The organism is Brevibacterium sp. UBA7493, assembly GCF_002479565.1.
In the GTDB taxonomy this organism is placed as follows: domain Bacteria; phylum Actinomycetota; class Actinomycetes; order Actinomycetales; family Brevibacteriaceae; genus Brevibacterium; species Brevibacterium luteolum.
In genome coordinates this window covers 85,465-102,456 of sequence record NZ_DLOD01000015.1, presented here as the reverse complement: position 1 = coordinate 102,456, position 16,992 = coordinate 85,465, and the positions used below count along the sequence as shown (strand labels likewise).

Here is a 16,992-nt window from a genome sequence, read left to right as displayed (position 1 = left end):
CAAACCGGCTGGTCAGCGTGGGTGGGCTGACGGTTACTTCACGCGGGGGATCGGCAGCTTGGTGCCGGCTGCGGCGCGCTCATCGAGGACGCTGCGGCGGAACCGGACGAGTTTGGCGGGCCTGCCACCGGTGCTGGAGGCGACCTGACCGGAGTCCTCGACGAGCTGCTGCTGGGCCACGAGCCGGCGGAAGTTCTGCGTGTGCAGCTCCTGGCCGGCGATCGCCTCGACAGCAGTCTGCAGCCCGGTGAGGGTGAAGGTCTTCGGGAGGAGTTCGAAGATGACCGGCTGATATTGGATCTTCGAGCGCAGCCGGGCGATCCCGCTGGCGAGGATCCGCCGGTGATGCGGAGTCATCGGCCGGCCCGGCACAGGATCTTCGGCGCCGGCTTCGGGGACGAGCCCGGCCTCGTAGAGCAGCTCATAGCGCGCTAATGCCATGTCCGGATGCCACGGCCGGCCGGCCAGCCCGAAGGCCGCCTCACAGCGCACCCGGCGACCGTCCTGGCAGTCGTGAGCTGCCTCTTCAACCCAACGCCCGAGAGCCGGCGCGATGATCTCGTCGACGACCTCAGAGCCGTTCCGGCGGTCCTCCCAGGGGAAGAACTCGTACCAGCTGCGCCACGCCTCGGCCCCGGGTTCCATCGTCGTCAGCCCGAGGTAGGAGACTTCGAGGGCGGGACCGGAGCCGCGGTTGCGGTCGGCGAAGGTGTAGAGCTGCTCGATGTAGCCGAGCTCGCAGCCAGTCTGGCGCAGCACCCACGCTCGCATGCCCTCCTGCATTGAGCGGTGGCTGCGCTGCAGCGGCCCGGCCGGCAGGGTCGTCCCGCCGCCGGTTGTGAGCACGTACGGCACGGCGTCTCGGACGGCGGTGATGACGGCGACGAGGTTGCCGCTGACGAGGTAGGACTGGCCGGCGCTCATCGTCTCGACTCCCTCTCTGCGTGCGGCGGGCGTTCACCGGTGATTCTACGGAACCGTTATGCACAACTCGATCATGGATGCCGTCACCGTCATCAGCATCGGTGCCGCGGGCTTCCTCGGCAGGATGAGGCATTTCGAGCACGCCGTCACGGCGACGCACCTCGGCGTCGGAAGCAGACGAGGTCAGCCGCCAGAACGCTGATGATCAGAACAGCGCGGTGGCCTTGATGACCGTCTGCACGAGTCCGTAGAGCAGGCCGGCGCACACGACACCGGCGAGAACCACGGCGATGGTGGCGTGGAAGCCGCCGTTCTGCGCGTTCTCATCGCGCCTGTGCGCACGCGTCTCTTCAGCTGCCACGGCGCCCGGATCCGGTCGGCCCTGCGCAGCGGCGACGACCTCCTCGGACTCGTGGTGCTTGGAATCGACCGGGCGGACGAGGGCGTTGGCGATGAAGCCGATGGCCAGCACGCCGACCATGATGTACAGCGAGAGGTTGTAGAGGTCTGGGCCGGACTTGCCGGCTGCGGCTTGAGACTCGACGACGAGGTTGACGATGAGCGGGCCGGCCACACCGGCTGCCGCCCACGCGGTCAGCAGCCGGCCGTGGATCGCACCGACCTGGTAGACGCCGAACAGGTCGCGCAGGTAGGCCGGGATGGTGGCGAAGCCGCCGCCGTAGAACGACAGGATGATGAGGGTCGCGATGAGGAACAGGAACAGCGATCCGCCGCCGACGACGGCCACCGCGAGGTACAGCAGCAGCCCGAGGCCTAGGTAGACGATGTAGATATTCTTGCGCCCGATGTAGTCCGACAGGCTCGACCACACGAACCGGCCAGCCATGTTCGTCAGCGACAGCATGCCGACGAACCCGGCAGCTGCGGCCGCGGTGATTTGCGGGAAGTAGTCCTGGATCATCGGCGCGGCGTTCTCCAGGATGCCGATGCCGGCGGTGACGTTGGTGAACAATACGATCCACAGCAGCCAGAACTGCGGAGTCCTGATCGCGGAGTTCGCCGAGACGTTCTTCGTCGTCTGCATCGGCTTCTCCTTCACCTTGGAGGGGTCCCAGCCGGCAGGCTTCCAGTCCGGATGCGGGACGCGGATGCAGTAGGCGCCGCCGGTGATGACGAGTGCGTAGACGATCGCCAGGGTGATGAACGTCGGGATGATGCCGTTGACGAGCTGCTCGGGCTCAGGCCCGCCGCCGAAGTGGGCCATGAGTGCGTTCGAGGCCGGACTGGCGATGAGCGCACCGCCGCCGAAGCCCATGATCGCCAGGCCAGTCGCCAGGCCCGGACGGTCGGGGAACCATTTGATGAGCGTCGATACCGGAGAGATGTAGCCGATGCCCAGGCCGATGCCGCCGAGAAACCCGTAGCCGAGGTAGACGAGCCACAGCTGTCCGGTCGAGATCCCGAAGGTTGCGACGATGAAGCCGGTGACCCAGCACAGTCCGGCCAGCGCCATCGACTTGCGCGGCCCGGCCTTCTCCACCCAGGTGCCGCCGAAGGCGGCGGAGAGCCCGAGCATGAGGATCGCCAGCGAGAAGATCCAGCCGACGGCCACCTCGCGCACGGCGAAGTGGTCCATGAGCGGAGCTTTGAAGACGGAGAAGGCGTACACCTGGCCGATGCACAGGTGGATGGCCAGGGCCGCGGCGGGAATGAGCCACCGATTGAACTTGGGAGAAGCGACGATGGCTTCGCGGTCGAGAACACCCACTGAGGAGACCTTTCAGAAGTGGTGGGGCACGCGATCGCCGCTCGACTGCCACTGCGGTGTGGGAATGTCGCCGGCGCATGCGCTGGGGTAGTGTTTCGACGTCATCCAGCTTCTCGGACGCCGGTCAACAGCGTTCGGTTTCAATCCGGTGACGGTTCTCATCTGCACCGCCGGCCCGACTGACCGCGCGCAACAGCTCAGTTCTCGATGGCGCGCAGTCGCACTCCCGCCGGGTAGGCGTCGAGCGTGTCGGGCAGCCCGGCGCGCCGGCCGGACATGTAGGTCGCCAGCACCCGCCCGGTTTCGGTGGCTTCCGGCGCCGAGGCGTCGGTCACCGGGGCGAGCCCGAGGCGATTGAGGGTCTGGCGGGCGACGGCGTGGGGGGAGTCGAACAGGGCGCTGGTGCCCGGCCGCTGCTGCAGGATCCGGTCGGCGACGAGCCCGAAGTGCGTGCAGCCGAGCACGATCCCCGACGCGGCCGGGGGAGTGGCGGCCACGGCGGCGGCGATCGCTTCGTCGATGCGGGCCTCATCGGCGGCATCGATGGCGTCGGCTAAGCCGTAGCAGGGCACCTGGTGGACGGTGATGCCGGAGGCGAATTCGGCGATGAGCCCCTCCTGATAAGCCGAGCGGGTCGTCGCTCGTGTCGCCCAGACGGCGAAGTCCTCCCCGGTGGCAGCGGCGGATTTGATCGCCGGCACAGTGCCGATGATCGGGGTGCCGGGCTCGTAGACTTCGCGCAACCGCTCCAGGGCGTGGACGGAGGCGGTGTTGCAGGCGACGACGATCGCATCGGGCTGCCAGGGGCTGAGCGCATTGGCCGACTGCAGTGCCCGCTCAGCCACCACCTCGGGGTCGAGTGCCCCGTAGGGCATCCAGTCCGGGTCCATTGCGAGCACAAGGTCGGCGGCCGGGTACTGGTGGTGAAGTGCGTCGGCGTAGCTGACGAGCCCGAGCCCGGAATCGATGATCCCGATGACCGGGCGGGCGCGCGTTCCGGGACTGGGCGTCATGTCAGGCCTTTCCATGGTAGGTCGTGCCGATGCCGGCGGGGAAGTCGTTGGCGACCGGGGCGTTGTCGCCGGCGAGGCTGTCGGTGCTCGTCAGGCCGGGCGCCGGCACCTGGACGGCCGCAAGCTCGCCGGTCGGCTCTGTGGTCAGGAGTGTGCGGCGTGCTGGAGCCGGCACCGCGCGGCGGTAGGTGAAGTCGCGGATGAGGGAGAAGTGGTCTTCGCTCAGCCCCTGGGAGAACTCGGGGGCGATCATGAGCAGCCGTGAACCGTACTTCTGCTCGAAGTGCGCTCGGGTCTCAGGGGCGGTGAGATCGTCGTCGATCCAGATCGCGCGGCCCTCCTCGTGCGCGGCGAACCACTCCTCGACGGCGCGGGCTTTCCACCATTCGTGCGGGTCGTTGGCGAACCGGTTGTAGGTGTCATCGGGCATCGGGATGACCTCGAAGCTGGAGCGGAATCCGAGCTTCGGCTCGATCTCGGTGCGGCAGCGCTGCGACCACGTCGACAGCCACACGATGTCGACGAGCCGGCGGCGGGTGAGCCGGTCGAGGAAGCGCACGACCCGCGGCCGGAAGTGCAGTTCGTAATGCCAGGCGCGGACCTTCCGGCGGCGTTCGCGCAGGAACCGCAGTCCAGTGACGGGGTAGGAATTCAGCACTCCGTCGACGTCGAGGAACAGGGTGACATGACGGGCGGCACGGCGCGCTGAAACGCCGGTGTCTCGCAGGTCTGCGGTCGTCACGCCATCTCCCTCCTCACCTATAGCCTAGTTCGGGCCCGGCTGCGAGCGAAGCCCCTGGGTCAGAGGCTGGCTGTGCCATCATTCGGGTATGACGATTCACGATGCTTCCCTGCACACACTCACCATCGCCGAGGCGGTGGCCGCCTTCCGCACCCAAGACCTCACCCCCACGGCGTACCTGGAGGCATGCATCCGGCGCATCGAGGCCCTCGACGACAGCTTCAACGCCGTCATGGACATCATGGCCGAACCTGCCCGCGAGGCCGCAGCCACCGCAACTGAGGCCTACCGTGCTGGCGGGCGCGACCTGCCGCCGCTGCTGGGGATCCCGCTGCTCGTCAAGGAGCAGCACGACGTCGCCGGCTGCTCGGCGACCCGCGGGTCGCAGGCGCTCGCCGGTCGCATCGCGGCTGCCGACCATCCGATCGTCGCCCGGCTGCGGGCTGCTGGAGCGATTCCGTTCGCCCGCACGACCACGCCCGAGATGTCGTGTGCGACCTTCACGCAGACCCGTGAGTGGGGCATCACCCGCAACCCCTTCAATCCCGAGCGCACCCCCGGCGGATCCTCCGGCGGCTCCGGTGCAGCGGTCGCGCTCGGCTACGCGCCGCTGGCCACCGCCAGCGATATCGCCGGCTCGACCCGCATTCCGGCGGCGTTTTGCGGGCTGCCCGGGTTCAAGACCCCTTTCGGCCGCACCCCGGCTACCCCGCCGCTCAACCAGGACTGGTACCGCGGTGATCACATCCTCGCCCGCACCGTCGCCGACACCGCCCTGGCCACCGGCATCATCTGCGGTCTCGACCCCGACGACCACGGCACCGTCCCGACGCCGCAGCCCTATCCGGGTCCGGACGACCTCGTCTCAGGCGAGCTCACCGGTCTGCGGATCGGCATCAGCCCGGACCTCGGCTGTTACGACGTCGACCCGGATGTCGCCGCCGGCCTGCAGCGTGCCGCTGATGCGCTGGCTGCCGCGGGTGCGCAGGTCGCCGACATCGACCTCAACCTCAACCTCGCCGACATCACCGATGCGTCGATGGCCCACTACGGGCACTTCCTGGCCGGCAACATCCGCCGCATGAGCGACGGACGCACCGAGCTGCTCGAACCGTACACGCAGCGCTTCCTCGAACTCACCGAACGCTGGGCCAGCCGGTTCTCCGTCGTCGACTCCCTCGTCCTCGAGCACCGCATCCAGACCCAGATCGCTGCCGCACTGTCCGGCGTCGATGTGTTCGTGACCCCCACCTCGCGGTGGCGAGCCTGGCGGCAGACGCGTTCTTCCTCGACGGGCTCGACGGGTGCGAGTTCTACTGGCAGCGGCATATGACGGTGCCGTTCAACATCGCCAACCGGCTGCCGGTCATGGCGATGCCGACCGGGGTCGCCGCCGACGGCGTGCCGACGAGCGCGCAGGTCGTCGGCCGCGCCTATGACGACGCCACCGTCTTCCGGATCGCCGCCGCGCTCGAAGCCCGGCTGCCGGCCCTCACTCCCGAGGCGTCACCGCGGTGATGTCGGTGACGACCCTGTCGTCGCCGTCCTCTGCGCAGATCGACCTGCCACACCTGCCCGCTGCTGTTGACAGTCAGCAGGGCTGGGCTGACTGCCCGATCGTCGAGATCCGCTCACTCGGCAGCTCCTCCGCTGCGACCCCGGAGCCGTCGGGTGTGAAGGCGAGGTAGCTGTCGCGCGGGATATCGCGGTCGATCGAGTTCTCGGACACGACGACGCTGAGGGTCCCGTCGCAGTTCGACAGGCTGGTGAACTCTCCGCACAGCACGTGCCGCTTGAGCTCACCAGGAGCGTTCGTCGCCATCGCTACGGACTCCGGTTCGGGGTGGTCGTAGGTGACGAGCTCGTCGGAGAGCACAGAGTCGTGCTCGGCGTCGGAGTGGAAGATGTGCCCGTCGGCAGAGGCGACCGTGCCGGTCTCGATGCCACCGGTCCGGTGCACCGAACAGGTGCCGTCGGCATGGACGAGGTGGAGCGTCCCGGCTTGGCCGCCCGGCCACCGCCTCGGGCCCGGTTCACCAGGCGGGACCGTCGGTGCCGCGGCGGGCCCGGATCTTCTCCAGCAGCTGGTCCTCAGCATCGGGGCCTGCGTGGATGCCGCCGGGGACGTGGAGCATCAGCGTGACGCCCACGAGCATCCAGACGCCGAACATGAGGTAGGACTGCCAGTCGAGGGTGACCGAAAGCGGGGTGAGCTCCGGGATGTACATGACGAACAGCACCGCGGTGAGCACAACAGCGATGACGCCGATGACTATGCCGCCGTTGCCGGCGCCGCCGATGCGCATCGGGCGTTCCATGTCAGGTTCGCGGCGGCGCAGGATGAGGAAGGTGATCGAGACCATGCAGTAGGTCAGCACGATCATCGGCGAGCCGGCGTCGACGGCCCAGCCGAGCATCGCGGTGCCGAGGAACGGGGCGGTAGCGGAGAGCACGCCGATGAACAGCAGTGCGTTGACCGGGGTGCCGTACTTCGGGTGGAGGACGGCGAACCACTGCGGGATCATGCCCGAACGTGCCATCGCCCACATGAGGCGGGAGGAGCCGATGAGGAATGCGATCCACGAGGTGATGATGCCGGCCAGACCGCCGGCGATGACGATCTTGCCCATGAGGGCCGAGCCGAACATCGCCGCGACCGCATCGGCGGTGGCGAGATCGAGGCCGACGAGCTGATCGGCCGGCAGGGCGAGTGAGGTCGTGAAGATGACGACGAGATAGAAGACGACGGCCATGACGACGGAGAAGACGACGAGGCGGGCGATCCTGCGCGGCGGGATGCGGATCTCCTCAGCCGACTGTGGGATGACGTCGAAGCCGACGAACAGGAACGGCACTACGGCCAGCACGAGCATGAACCCGCCGACTCCGCCGTGGAAGAGCGGCTGGGTATTGGCGGTGTCGCCGCCGACGAATGCGCCGGCGATGAGCACGAGGGCCACGAGCAGCAGGAAGGACACGACGAAGGTCTGCACCAGCGAGGTCATCTTGATGCCGCGGATGTTGAGCCAGGTGAGCAGCACCGCTGTGATCGAGCCGATGAGCGCCCAGGTCAGGTGGACGTCGAAGCCGGCGACCGTCCACAGGTGGATGTGCTCGATGTTGGGCACCAGGTAGGTCATGGTGCGCGGCACGGCGACGGCCTCGAACATGACGACGCCGATGTATCCGCCGGTGATGCCCCAGGAGCCGAGCATCGCCAGGCGCGGGCCCATGCCGCGCATGAGGTAGTTGTGCTCACCGCCGGCATGCGGCATCGCGGCGACGAGCTCGGAGTAGACAACGCCGACGAAGCCCATGATGACACCGCCGGCGGCGAAGGCGAGCAGCGCGCCGAGCGTTCCGGCGTCATCGAGCCAGCCGCCGGTCAGCACGATCCAGCCGAAGCCGATCATCGCGCCGAAGCCGATGAAGAGGACGTCGACGGTGCCGAGCGCCTTGACGAACCCGTGGCCCCGATCCTCGGATGCAGAGTGTTCGTGAGTCATGAATCCAACTTCCTTGTCGCTCTCATCGGCCGAGGCTTCGCGTGGCCCAGAAAAATCACCGTGCTGCTGCGCGCAGCGGCCAGTCTGTGATTAGGATTGCGCTGTGCTGAGAGAAACGATAGCCCATCCCCTCTCCCGGACTGGACGGTAGTGTCCCCTCCGGCACGGATCATCGTCGGCTTCGCCGTGGTCATCACCATCGGCACGGCCCTGCTCATGTTGCCTGCAGCCACCACGGCTCCGGGCGGCATCGGCGTCATCGACGCGCTGTTCACCACCACCTCGGCGTTCTCCGTCACCGGGCTCGTCGTCCTCGACACGGGTCAGGACTTCACGCTCTTCGGCCAGCTCGTCATCCTCGCGCTCATCCAGATCGGCGGGCTCGGCGTCATGGTCTTCACGATGCTGCTGGCGATGCTCGTCGCCCGCCGCACTGGTCTGCAGATGCGCCAGACGGTTGCTGCCGAGACGAAGACCGAGGACTTCGGCGGGCTGCGGCCGATGGTGCTGCGGATTCTCGCGTTCTCGGCCGTGACCGAGGCGGTGGTCGCCTGCCTGCTCAGCATCCGGTTCGCCACCCGGTATGCCGACACTCCCGGTGAGGGGATCTACCACGGCATCTTCCATGCGATCTCGGCGTTCAACAACGCCGGGTTCGCGCTGCGGGCCGACTCGATCATGCCCTATGCTGGGGACCCCTTCATCAGCCTGCCGATCTGCCTGGCCGTCATCATCGGCGGGATGGGCTTCCCGGTGCTCACCGAACTCGCCTACCGCTACCGGTGCCCGATGCGCTGGTCGATGACGACCCGCATCGTCGTGTGCCTCACCCCGATCATGCTCGTCGCAGGCACCCTCTTCCTGCTCGCCCAGGAATGGTCGAACGAGGCGACGATGGGTCACCTCAACGGCTGGCAGAAGCTGCTGGCGGCGTTCTTCCAGTCGACGATCGCGCGGACCGCCGGGTTCAACTCGATCGACATCGCCGAGATGCACCCGGTGTCGTGGTTCGGCCTCGACATCCTCATGTTCATCGGCGGCGGCCCGGCCGGCACTGCTGGCGGTGTCAAGCTCACCACCGTCGCGGTGCTTGCGGCGATGACGTGGGCGGAGATCTCCGGCCGGCGCACCGTCGTCCTCTTCGGCTGGCGGGTCTCGCGGTTCGTCCATCGTCAGGCGACGACGGTCATCGTGCTGGCGCTGACCCTCATCGTCTCGGCGACGATGGCGATCATGCTGATGGAGCCGAGCTTCGCCTTCGACCGGGTGCTCTTCGAGGTTGTCTCCGCGTTTGCGACCGTCGGTCTGTCGACGGGGATCACCGGTGACCTGCCGCCGGCTGCGCAGTGCATCATCATCTTCGTCATGGCCACCGGCCGCATCGGCCCGGTCATGCTTGCCTCCGGCCTGGCGCTGCGCCGCCACCGCGAACAGCACGAACTGCCCAAGGAACGCCCGCTCATCGGCTGAGCGGCGCTGAGAGGAAACCCGACATGACCGACCCGCACGCCCCCTGGCACTCCCGCGCCCGCACCTTCTTCACCGGCGATCCGACCCCGTTGGCCCAGCACGGCGCGGTCGTCATCATCGGTCTCGGCCGCTTCGGCGCTGCGCTCGCCCGCGAACTCGTCGACCTGGGCGTCGACGTCGTCGGCATCGACCGCGATGAGGCTGTCGTCGAGAGCCTGCGCGATGAGCTGCCCTTCGTCACCCGGGCCGACGCGACCCAGGATGCTGCGCTCACCCAACTCGGAGTGCCCGAGGCCAGCCGGGTCATCATCGCGATCGGCTCGGATCTGGAGGCGAGCATCCTGGCGGCCTCCCGGATCCTGCGCAGCGGCAATGACCGGGTGTGGGCGAAGGCGATCTCCGAACCGCACGCTGAGATCCTCGCTCAGCTCGGCGTCCAGCACATCGTCAGGCCCGAAGACGATATGGGCCGGCGGCTGGCCCACCTCATCCGCGGTCACATGAGCGACTTCCTGCGCATCGACAGCGATTACGCCATCGTGCGCACAACCCCGCCCAGGCGGGCAGTCGGGCATGCGCTCGGAGAGCTCGGGCTGCGGGACTCGCATGGGATCACCGTCATCGCCGTCAAGCGCGGTGAGCAGGGCTGGGCCAACACCGACCGCTCCACGGTGCTTGAAGCAAGCGACGAGATCATCATCGCCGGCCCTCCTGCCGCCGTTGAGCGCTTCAGCATGCTTGACCGACGCCGTCACTGAGCCGCTGCGGAAGCGTCGTCCACCACTCGCAGGGCAGTGAACTCCCCGCCGGCACGGCGCACCCGCTCGGCCATGAACGCGCTGATCGAGGGGAACTGAGCCACCGCCTCGGCGCTGGCCTGCGCGCCCACCCGTGCGCCGCCGGCGGCGCGGATCGGCTCGGGCTGCTGGACGAGGACGAACCTGCGGTTGCCTCCGTCGCGCTTGTTCAGTTCGATGACCGCCTGGGCGGTCGTGCCGGAGCCGGCGAAGAAGTCGAGCACGATCGCCTCGGGGTCGAACATCGTCTGCGAAGCGATGAGCGTGGTGAGCAGCTCGACGGGCTTGGGGTAGGCGAAGATCCCGCCGAGGTCCAGGTCGACGAGGTCCTGCCGGCCGGTCTCGCCGAGGGCGCGGATGATCGAGTACATCTTCGAACTGGCCAGATTTGCGGGCGTCAGGCGGACCACCGCGTGATTGCCGTCTGCCCATTCGCGCAGCTGGTAGCGCCCGGCGGCGATCCCGGCATCGATCTCGGCCTTCTTCGCCTCCCCGCGCACCGCGACGATGTCTTCGTACATCAGACGCCGCTCCGCCCCGCGGGTGTACTTGCCGAAGCTGACCCTGAGCACATCGTCTTCGACGAGCATGAGCTGTCCGCCGATGCGCTCGTACTTGGCCGGCGGTCGCTTCTCGGTGGTGAAGCCGCCTGCCTGCCGGATGTTTTTGGCCCACACATGGACGTAGTCGTGGCCGCGGATGAAGAACTTCGCATTCCCACCGCCCTTGGCGCGCTGATGGACGAAGGTCCCGAGGAAGTTCTCTTCGCCGAAGATCTCATGGCACAGCAGCTGCGTGACTGCTGATTCGTTGTCATCGATCGAGACGAAGATGACCCCGTCGGCGCGCATGAGGGCACGCGCGTGGACGAGCCTGGGATACATCATCGCCAACCATGCATCCCTGCTGGTGACCGCAGCATCTCCCCGTGCCCGATCGGCGTAGCTCAAACTGCTGCCGGTGTTGTACGGCGGGTCGATGTAGACGACCTTGACCTGCCCGGCATGTGTGGGCTGCAGCAGCTTGAGAGCCGGCAGATTGTCGCCTTCGACGAGCAGGTTCGCATCCGCACTCACCCCAGCCTCCGCCTCGGGACCGGTGGCCGTTGCCGAGGCGCCGGGCACCTGCCAGCCGGTGAGCCGGGCACGTGCCGGGGAGCGCACCTCGGCTGCGGCCTGCTCGCGCAGCGGCCACAGCAGCTGCGGGCTGCCGATCGGTGTCAGCTCCTCGTCAGTCATCTCGCTCATGATAAGTCAGCGTGCATCGCTCGGACTCAAGGCGGGGTGCATCCGGCTATCGGGGTGTGGTCGGGCGCCTGCCATCGCTGGCCGGCGCCCGACCGTTGCCTCATCTCTATGGAGTTACTGAAGAACGTTCTGTCACTGCCCGGTGGGGCAGGCAGACGCTTGGGGGCGGGGAAGGATAGGTGGAGCTGTCGGTCACACTCGGTTGAGCAGTTCCGCGTGTGCCTGATTGATGGGGTGGCTGGGCGGTTCGGATGTGGTGGTGACACCTCCGGGCAGCTTCCAGTGCAGCATTCCGGTCAGCGAGTCACGGGTGACTGAGATCTTCCGCTCGGTCTTCATCTGGTGGTGCTGGCGGCAGAGCGGGTGGAGATTCTGCATCGTCGTCAGCCCGCCTTCGCTCGGGTTGCTGTGGTTGAACGGGATGATGTGGTCGAGTTCGGCTTTGATGGCTGAGCGGTCGCAGCCGGGAAGTGTGCAGAACTGCCATTTCTCGATGAGCGCGGTTCTGAGTGGGTCGGGGATCGTGTATTTCTCTGCTGCGTGATCGAGGACCACGCCAGTCACCGGGTCGGTGAGGAGCCGGTACACGGTCGAGTGTCCGCTGCCCACCAGCTGCCGGGCGACGTCCGGCGCCACTGGTGCGCCGTTGACGGTTCCCGGCACCCCGACTGCGGATCGGTCTCCTGAGTTGCGTCCGGTGCCGGATTCGGTGCCGGGGGTGTCGCCGAGAAGTGTGAGCGCAGGGACGGTGATCGTCACGCGGGCTTGGCGTTTGAGCCATTCGGATTCTGTCGGGCAGGTGATGCCGACCTCTCGGTAGTGCCTGCTGTAGTTCTCAGCCGTGGCATCGATGTCGATGCCGGACGGATTCGCCGCCGGCACTGTGAGGCTGTCTGCTGTCGGCGGATCACCAGTGGCACGCGCAGGACCGGATTCACCCGGGCTGGTGGAGGCACCCTCGTCGGCAGAAACGGTCACAGACCCGGCTGGCAGGGAGTTGGCCAGGAAGTCGAAGATGAGCTCGCGCAGGGAACGATCGTCAGCGAGTTCGCCGGCATTGACGATGCCGAGACTCGAGGTGTTGCCGGTGATGACTGCCCGGGCGACACCGGTGAGGCGTGCTTCGAGGAGGGCGATGGCAGGCGACGGCCCACGAGCCACCATGGTGGCTTCTCCATGCGGATCGTAATGGAAGCTCACCCCTCGGCGCTGGCGGATGTGCTTGGTCTGGGATTCGCGTGTTGAGAGGCGGGCGACGAGCTGGCTCACCGCACGTTTGAACGCGGCCATGTCAGAGGCGCGGATGCGCACGAGCCCGTCGTCGTACTCCGGCAACACTGACGTGTCGAGGCTGCGCGCTCGCCGGGTGGCATGGGCATACCGCTCAAAGGAGAGCAGCTGCTTGGCGGCCTGCTCGGTCGCCTGGGGCAGGCAGATCATCCCGAGTGCCGCCGACCGGACCCGGTTGCCGATCTCGATCGGTGTCACGTCAAGCAGCTGAGCCGCATGGATGAGACTCGTGGCAGGGATGAGGGACTTGATCCACTCGTATGCTGCGCGTCGCCGGGCGTTGACAGCCTCACGTTCGGCCGGTGCCGTATTGACGGACGGCGCCACAAGTTCGCGCACAGCGGCCAGCTGTTCGGCATGGCTGTCGGGGTTGTCAGCGCTGATGCGGCTGAGGAAGAGCTCGAAGAGGTTCTTCAGCTGCGCGAGGAGGTAGCTGTCGATGCTCCTGTGCGTCAGCTCGATCGTCGTGAGTGCGGCACTGAAATCCGACAGCTCGTCAAAGGCGGGATCATCGCGGTGGGTTCTGCGAGTGAGTGTCGGCACGTCCATCAACTCCATCGTTCGGTTCGTGCGTTCGATAACAACAATCGTACAGCGATGGTGTCTCTCTGTCTATATATGTCTATGAATATTTTCTTCTCCCGGAAAACTCTTATATTGCGACTTGTGGTCATTAGGTGTTGGGGATAGGGAATTCGCTCCGCGCCCGGAGCGGTGGCGCAAGAGCAGTGCACACGAGTCGATCTCATCACCGCAGGTGAGCGAATCGCAGGGGAGGGCCGCTGGCTCGCCGTGTGAGGGCGGAGCGCCGTCCCCGAGTCGCCGCAGGCTCGACTTCGGGCCGCGAATCAGCCTTTCCATCCACACCCGCAGACGCCCGCATCCACACCCCCAGCCCGGCGCATCCACACCCGCCACCTCCCCCACGACGGCGACCGCCGCCTCGGGAGCGGGCGAATCCGCGGTGCGCGCACGCGGTCGTGGAGGGCTGGGATGACCCTGGCAGGGGAGCGGGGCGGGTGACATGATGGCGTCATGAAGATCTCACGCATCGCCGTGGTCGGCGGCGGCATCATCGGCACCGCCGTCGCCCGCGAGCTCGCCCACCGCTTCGACGACGCCACTGTCACCCTCTTCGAGAAGGAACCGCATCTGGCCGCTCATCAGACCGGCCACAACTCCGGTGTCGTCCACGCCGGCCTGTACTACGAGCCCGGCAGCCTCAAAGCGAAGCTGTGCCGGGCCGGGGTCGAGAAGCTCGTGCGTTACGTCCACGAGCGCGGCATCCCCTACCAGGAGTGCGGCAAGCTCGTCGTCGCCCACGACACGATGGAGGTCGAGCGGCTGGAGAAGATCCACGAGCGCGCCACCGCCAACGGGGTCCCGCACGTCAAGCTGCTCGACCGGCATGAGATGCGCGAGGTCGAACCGAATGTGCGCGGAGTGCTCGCGCTGCACTCGCCGCACACCGCGATCGTCGACTTCGCTGCGCTGACCGAGGCGCTCGGCGCCGATGTCGAGGCCGCCGGCGGGCAGCTGCGCTTCAACTCCGAGGTCGCCCAGCTCGACACGCTCGGCAGCGAGGTCCGGATCCGCCTGGCGATGCCCGGGGCGAGCGAGTCGATGGTGACCGAGGACGCCGGGTCCTTCGACCTCGTCGTCACGTGCGCCGGCCTGCAGTCGGACCGACTGGCGGTGAATTCCGGCCTCGATCCGGTGCCGAAGATCGTGCCCTTCTACGGCGACTACTTCATCATCGATCGTCCCGCCGCCGAGGTGGTGCGCGGGCTGATCTATCCGGTCCCGGATCCGAAGTACCCGTTCCTCGGCGTGCACCTGACCCGGCGGGTCGACGGGGCGCTCATGCTCGGGCCCAACGCCTTCCTGTCGATGGGCCGGGAGTCGTACTCGAAGGGCGGGTTCGACCTGTCCGACATCGGCTCGACGCTGGGCTTCAAGGGGTTCTGGAAGTTCGCCTCGCAGAACATCGGGGCGGCCGCCCGCGAGGTGCGCACCGCGCTCAGCCCCAAGGCCTTCATCGAGGAGGCCCGCAAGTTCGTGCCCGACATCGACCCGATGACGGTGCGCAAGGGCCCGCGCGGCGTGCGCGCCCAGGCGATGGACGCCCAGGGCAACCTCGTCGACGACTTCGTCATCACCACCCGCGGCCGGCTCACCCAGGTGCGCAATGCCCCCTCGCCGGGAGCGACGAGTTCGCTGGCGATCGCCGAGCACATCGTCGACCAGGCGGTCGCCGAACTGCGCTGAGCCCGGTCAGTGCCGAGGCTCGGGGAGGTGCGCCTGTGCGGCAGTTGACCGGCCGGCCACAGGCCGGTGGTTAAGCTGGGGAGACCCGCACCCTCGACCCCAGGAGCACCGTGATGGCAGGCACCCGACAGAACTACCCGGCTGAGTTCAAGGCCGATGCGGTCCGGCAGGTGCAGTCGTCTGCCCGGCCGGTCGCCGAAATCGCCCGGGACCTGGATGTCAATCCGCGCACGCTGCGCGGCTGGGTCGCAGCTGCCGAGCGCACGGCGGCCGGTTCTGCCGAGGCTGCCCGTGGTGCGGCATCGGATGCGATGCGCGAGGAGCTGGCCGCGCTGCGCGCTGAGAGCGAGCAGCTCAAGGCGGAGAACGCCGAGCTGCGCCGGCAGCTGGAGACGCAGCAGCGCTCCCGCCCGGCAGATGCGTACCGGCTGCGGAAGCGCTGAGTTGCCCTGCTCTCGGCGTGATCAGAAGTCGACGCCGGGGAACTTCAGTTCGTACTTGACGTAGTTTCCGTCGATGCTGGTGACCTTGGCCAGCGGGAAGTACTTCTTGTCACCGGGGACGTCCATCGTGCAGCTGGTCGTTGCGCCGACGTAGTCGGCACGCAGGTCGTTGCAGTCGACGGTGATGCCGCTGATGCCCGACTGCTGCTCAGCCTGCTCCTTGATCGACTTCTCCAGCTGGTAGTCCTTGATGACCGGGGTGCCGTCGGCAGCGGTCGAACCGCTGCTGGAGTCCGAGCTGGTGTTCGTGCCCGTGCCGGTGCCTGATCCGGTGCCCGAGCCGGCTCCGCTGCCTGCACCGGAACCAGAGCCCGATCCGCTGCCCGAGCCCGAGCCGGAGCCTGAACCGCTGCCGGAGCCCGATCCCGAGCCGGTGTTCTGGTCGGTGCCGGAGTCGGTGCCCTGCTGGTTCTGCTGGTCCTGGCTGTTGTCCTGGTTCTCGTCGTTCTGCTGCTGGTCCTCGGAGTTGCGGTCGCGGGTCTGCTCTTCCTGCTGCTGACCATCGGTGTTGCCGAAGCTGATCTGGAAGCCGCAGGCCGACAGGCTCAGGGCGGCGGCTCCGCCGGCGATGACGGTGGCGGTCTTGGTGATGATGGACTTACGCATGGTCGTCTCCTCACGGTGGTGGGAGATCACTGGGGACCTCCACTCATTTCTTCAACTGCCTCCACCGTATGAAGACCTCAGGTGCTGCCCGCGTCGCCTGTGTGCCCGTCACGTGTTCCGTGTGTCAGGCTCGTGACATCCCGCCCACTGGCGGTCTGATCAAGCAGAACCTGCCGTCGACCGAACCGCGAGCAGCCGGCCCGAACCGCGTGCAGCCGGCTCCCGCCTCGTTGGCTCGGACCGGCTGCACTCACGCCCGGTCAGTCGCGGCGGGTGGCGGTGAGGATCAGGTCGGTGAACTGCTCGTCGCGCACCACTGTGTCGACCTGCACCGCAGTGAGGAATTCCACCGCCGAGGCCTCGGCGAGGATCTCCTCGGCGCTCGGTCGCGCCACGGCAGGCGGCGGACCGTGCGGGGACTCCGGTGCGTGCAGGATCCACAGCAGCTGCCCGCCGGGTGCCAGCAGTCGGGCCGCGCGTGTGATCGCCGTGTCGATGCCGTGCAGATAGCCGGCGACGACGAGGTCGTAACGCTCAGCGGTCGTCTCCATCCACGGCACCAGGTCCGCGGTGATGCCGATGAGCGACTCATCCCAGCCCTCGGACTCCGCCCGCTCGCACAGACGGGCGATCGCTGAGGGTGCGAAGTCGATCGCGGTCGTCTGCAGGCCAGCCCGGGCCAGCGGCGCGGTGTTGCGTCCGGCGCCGCTGCCGAGGTCGATCGCCTTGAGGGTGGCAAGCGCGTTGCCGCGCTCCTCGCCACCGGGGCGAGCCGAGGCGTCGGGGAACAGCCCGGCGATCGCCTCCTCAACCTCGGGGTTGGGGTCGGTGCCGTCGACATCGGAGTCGTGATCGGCCCATCGTTCATTCCACATGCTGCGGTTGTCTCGGTCCATA

The 16,992-nt window shown here is 67.6% G+C and carries 17 protein-coding genes; 7 read left to right on the top strand and 10 right to left on the bottom strand.

The genetic code is table 11. The features are described from left to right. Window positions 1–33: 33 nt before the first annotated feature. Window positions 34–924, bottom strand: a complete 891-nt coding sequence (locus tag B4E96_RS09360; protein WP_259796545.1) for an NUDIX hydrolase — start codon at window positions 922–924, stop codon at window positions 34–36. A gap of 58 nt (window positions 925–982) precedes the next feature. Here B4E96_RS09360 and B4E96_RS09355 point away from each other — a divergent pair, with 58 nt between their 5' ends. Continuing rightward, window positions 983–1,126 carry a hypothetical protein gene (locus B4E96_RS09355; protein ID WP_180964767.1) on the top strand — a complete coding sequence of 48 codons (144 nt, stop codon included), beginning with the start codon at window positions 983–985 and terminating at the stop codon, window positions 1,124–1,126. A 3-nt stretch (window positions 1,127–1,129) separates the two neighbouring features. Here the strand turns inward: B4E96_RS09355 and B4E96_RS09350 are convergent, their stop codons facing one another. From B4E96_RS09350 to B4E96_RS09340, 3 genes are all read right to left on the bottom strand, one after another. Further along, entirely contained in the window at window positions 1,130–2,653 is a 1,524-nt protein-coding gene (locus tag B4E96_RS09350) for an L-lactate MFS transporter (RefSeq protein WP_286957321.1), read from the bottom strand. Between the two features lie 197 nt (window positions 2,654–2,850). Continuing rightward, window positions 2,851–3,666, bottom strand: a complete 816-nt coding sequence (locus tag B4E96_RS09345; protein ID WP_286957320.1) for a glutamate racemase — start codon at window positions 3,664–3,666, stop codon at window positions 2,851–2,853. A gap of 1 nt (window position 3,667) precedes the next feature. Further along, a complete protein-coding gene (locus B4E96_RS09340; protein WP_286957318.1) occupies window positions 3,668–4,408 on the bottom strand; it encodes an HAD domain-containing protein in 741 nt (246 codons plus the stop codon). Window positions 4,409–4,496: 88 nt separating this feature from the next. Between B4E96_RS09340 and B4E96_RS09335 the strand changes: the two genes are divergently transcribed. Beyond that, window positions 4,497–5,741, top strand: a complete 1,245-nt coding sequence (locus B4E96_RS09335; RefSeq protein ID WP_286957316.1) for an amidase — start codon at window positions 4,497–4,499, stop codon at window positions 5,739–5,741. Further along, on the top strand, window positions 5,738–5,926 hold the full coding sequence (locus tag B4E96_RS09330; protein ID WP_286957315.1) for a hypothetical protein: 189 nt from the start codon (window positions 5,738–5,740) through the stop codon (window positions 5,924–5,926). The genes B4E96_RS09335 and B4E96_RS09330 overlap by 4 nt, the downstream gene beginning before the upstream one ends. Window positions 5,927–5,999: 73 nt before the next feature. On the opposite strand, the gene B4E96_RS09325 is transcribed toward B4E96_RS09330, so the two are convergent. Next, window positions 6,000–6,368 (bottom strand): hypothetical protein, encoded by a 369-nt coding sequence (locus tag B4E96_RS09325; protein WP_165884310.1) that lies wholly within the window; start codon window positions 6,366–6,368, stop codon window positions 6,000–6,002. Window positions 6,369–6,441: 73 nt separating this feature from the next. Continuing rightward, window positions 6,442–7,914: an APC family permease gene (locus B4E96_RS09320; protein ID WP_286957314.1), complete on the bottom strand. Its 1,473-nt coding sequence runs from the start codon at window positions 7,912–7,914 to the stop codon at window positions 6,442–6,444. Between the two features lie 150 nt (window positions 7,915–8,064). Between B4E96_RS09320 and B4E96_RS09315 the strand changes: the two genes are divergently transcribed. Both B4E96_RS09315 and B4E96_RS09310 read left to right on the top strand, forming a co-directional pair. After that, window positions 8,065–9,384, top strand: coding sequence for a TrkH family potassium uptake protein (locus tag B4E96_RS09315; RefSeq protein ID WP_286957313.1), 1,320 nt, complete (start codon window positions 8,065–8,067; stop codon window positions 9,382–9,384). Window positions 9,385–9,407: 23 nt separating this feature from the next. Further along, a complete protein-coding gene (locus tag B4E96_RS09310) occupies window positions 9,408–10,142 on the top strand; it encodes a potassium channel family protein (protein ID WP_102162296.1) in 735 nt (244 codons plus the stop codon). Here B4E96_RS09310 and B4E96_RS09305 read toward each other — a convergent pair. Both B4E96_RS09305 and B4E96_RS09300 read right to left on the bottom strand, forming a co-directional pair. Continuing rightward, window positions 10,136–11,428 (bottom strand): site-specific DNA-methyltransferase, encoded by a 1,293-nt coding sequence (locus B4E96_RS09305; RefSeq protein WP_286957311.1) that lies wholly within the window; start codon window positions 11,426–11,428, stop codon window positions 10,136–10,138. The two genes, B4E96_RS09310 and B4E96_RS09305, sit on opposite strands and share 7 nt — an antisense overlap. Before the next feature lie 192 nt (window positions 11,429–11,620). Continuing rightward, window positions 11,621–13,261 (bottom strand): HNH endonuclease signature motif containing protein, encoded by a 1,641-nt coding sequence (locus tag B4E96_RS09300; protein WP_286957310.1) that lies wholly within the window; start codon window positions 13,259–13,261, stop codon window positions 11,621–11,623. A gap of 492 nt (window positions 13,262–13,753) precedes the next feature. Between B4E96_RS09300 and lhgO the strand changes: the two genes are divergently transcribed. Together lhgO and B4E96_RS09290 are read left to right on the top strand one after the other, a co-directional pair. Further along, window positions 13,754–14,986, top strand: coding sequence for an L-2-hydroxyglutarate oxidase (gene lhgO / locus B4E96_RS09295; protein WP_102162299.1), 1,233 nt, complete (start codon window positions 13,754–13,756; stop codon window positions 14,984–14,986). Window positions 14,987–15,099: 113 nt separating this feature from the next. Then, window positions 15,100–15,429, top strand: coding sequence for a transposase (locus B4E96_RS09290; RefSeq protein WP_102162300.1), 330 nt, complete (start codon window positions 15,100–15,102; stop codon window positions 15,427–15,429). A 21-nt stretch (window positions 15,430–15,450) separates the two neighbouring features. On the opposite strand, the gene B4E96_RS09285 is transcribed toward B4E96_RS09290, so the two are convergent. After that, window positions 15,451–16,095: a hypothetical protein gene (locus B4E96_RS09285; protein WP_286957308.1), complete on the bottom strand. Its 645-nt coding sequence runs from the start codon at window positions 16,093–16,095 to the stop codon at window positions 15,451–15,453. A 260-nt stretch (window positions 16,096–16,355) separates the two neighbouring features. Continuing rightward, window positions 16,356–16,991 carry a class I SAM-dependent methyltransferase gene (locus tag B4E96_RS09280; RefSeq protein WP_165884321.1) on the bottom strand — a complete coding sequence of 212 codons (636 nt, stop codon included), beginning with the start codon at window positions 16,989–16,991 and terminating at the stop codon, window positions 16,356–16,358. Window position 16,992 lies beyond the last annotated feature (1 nt).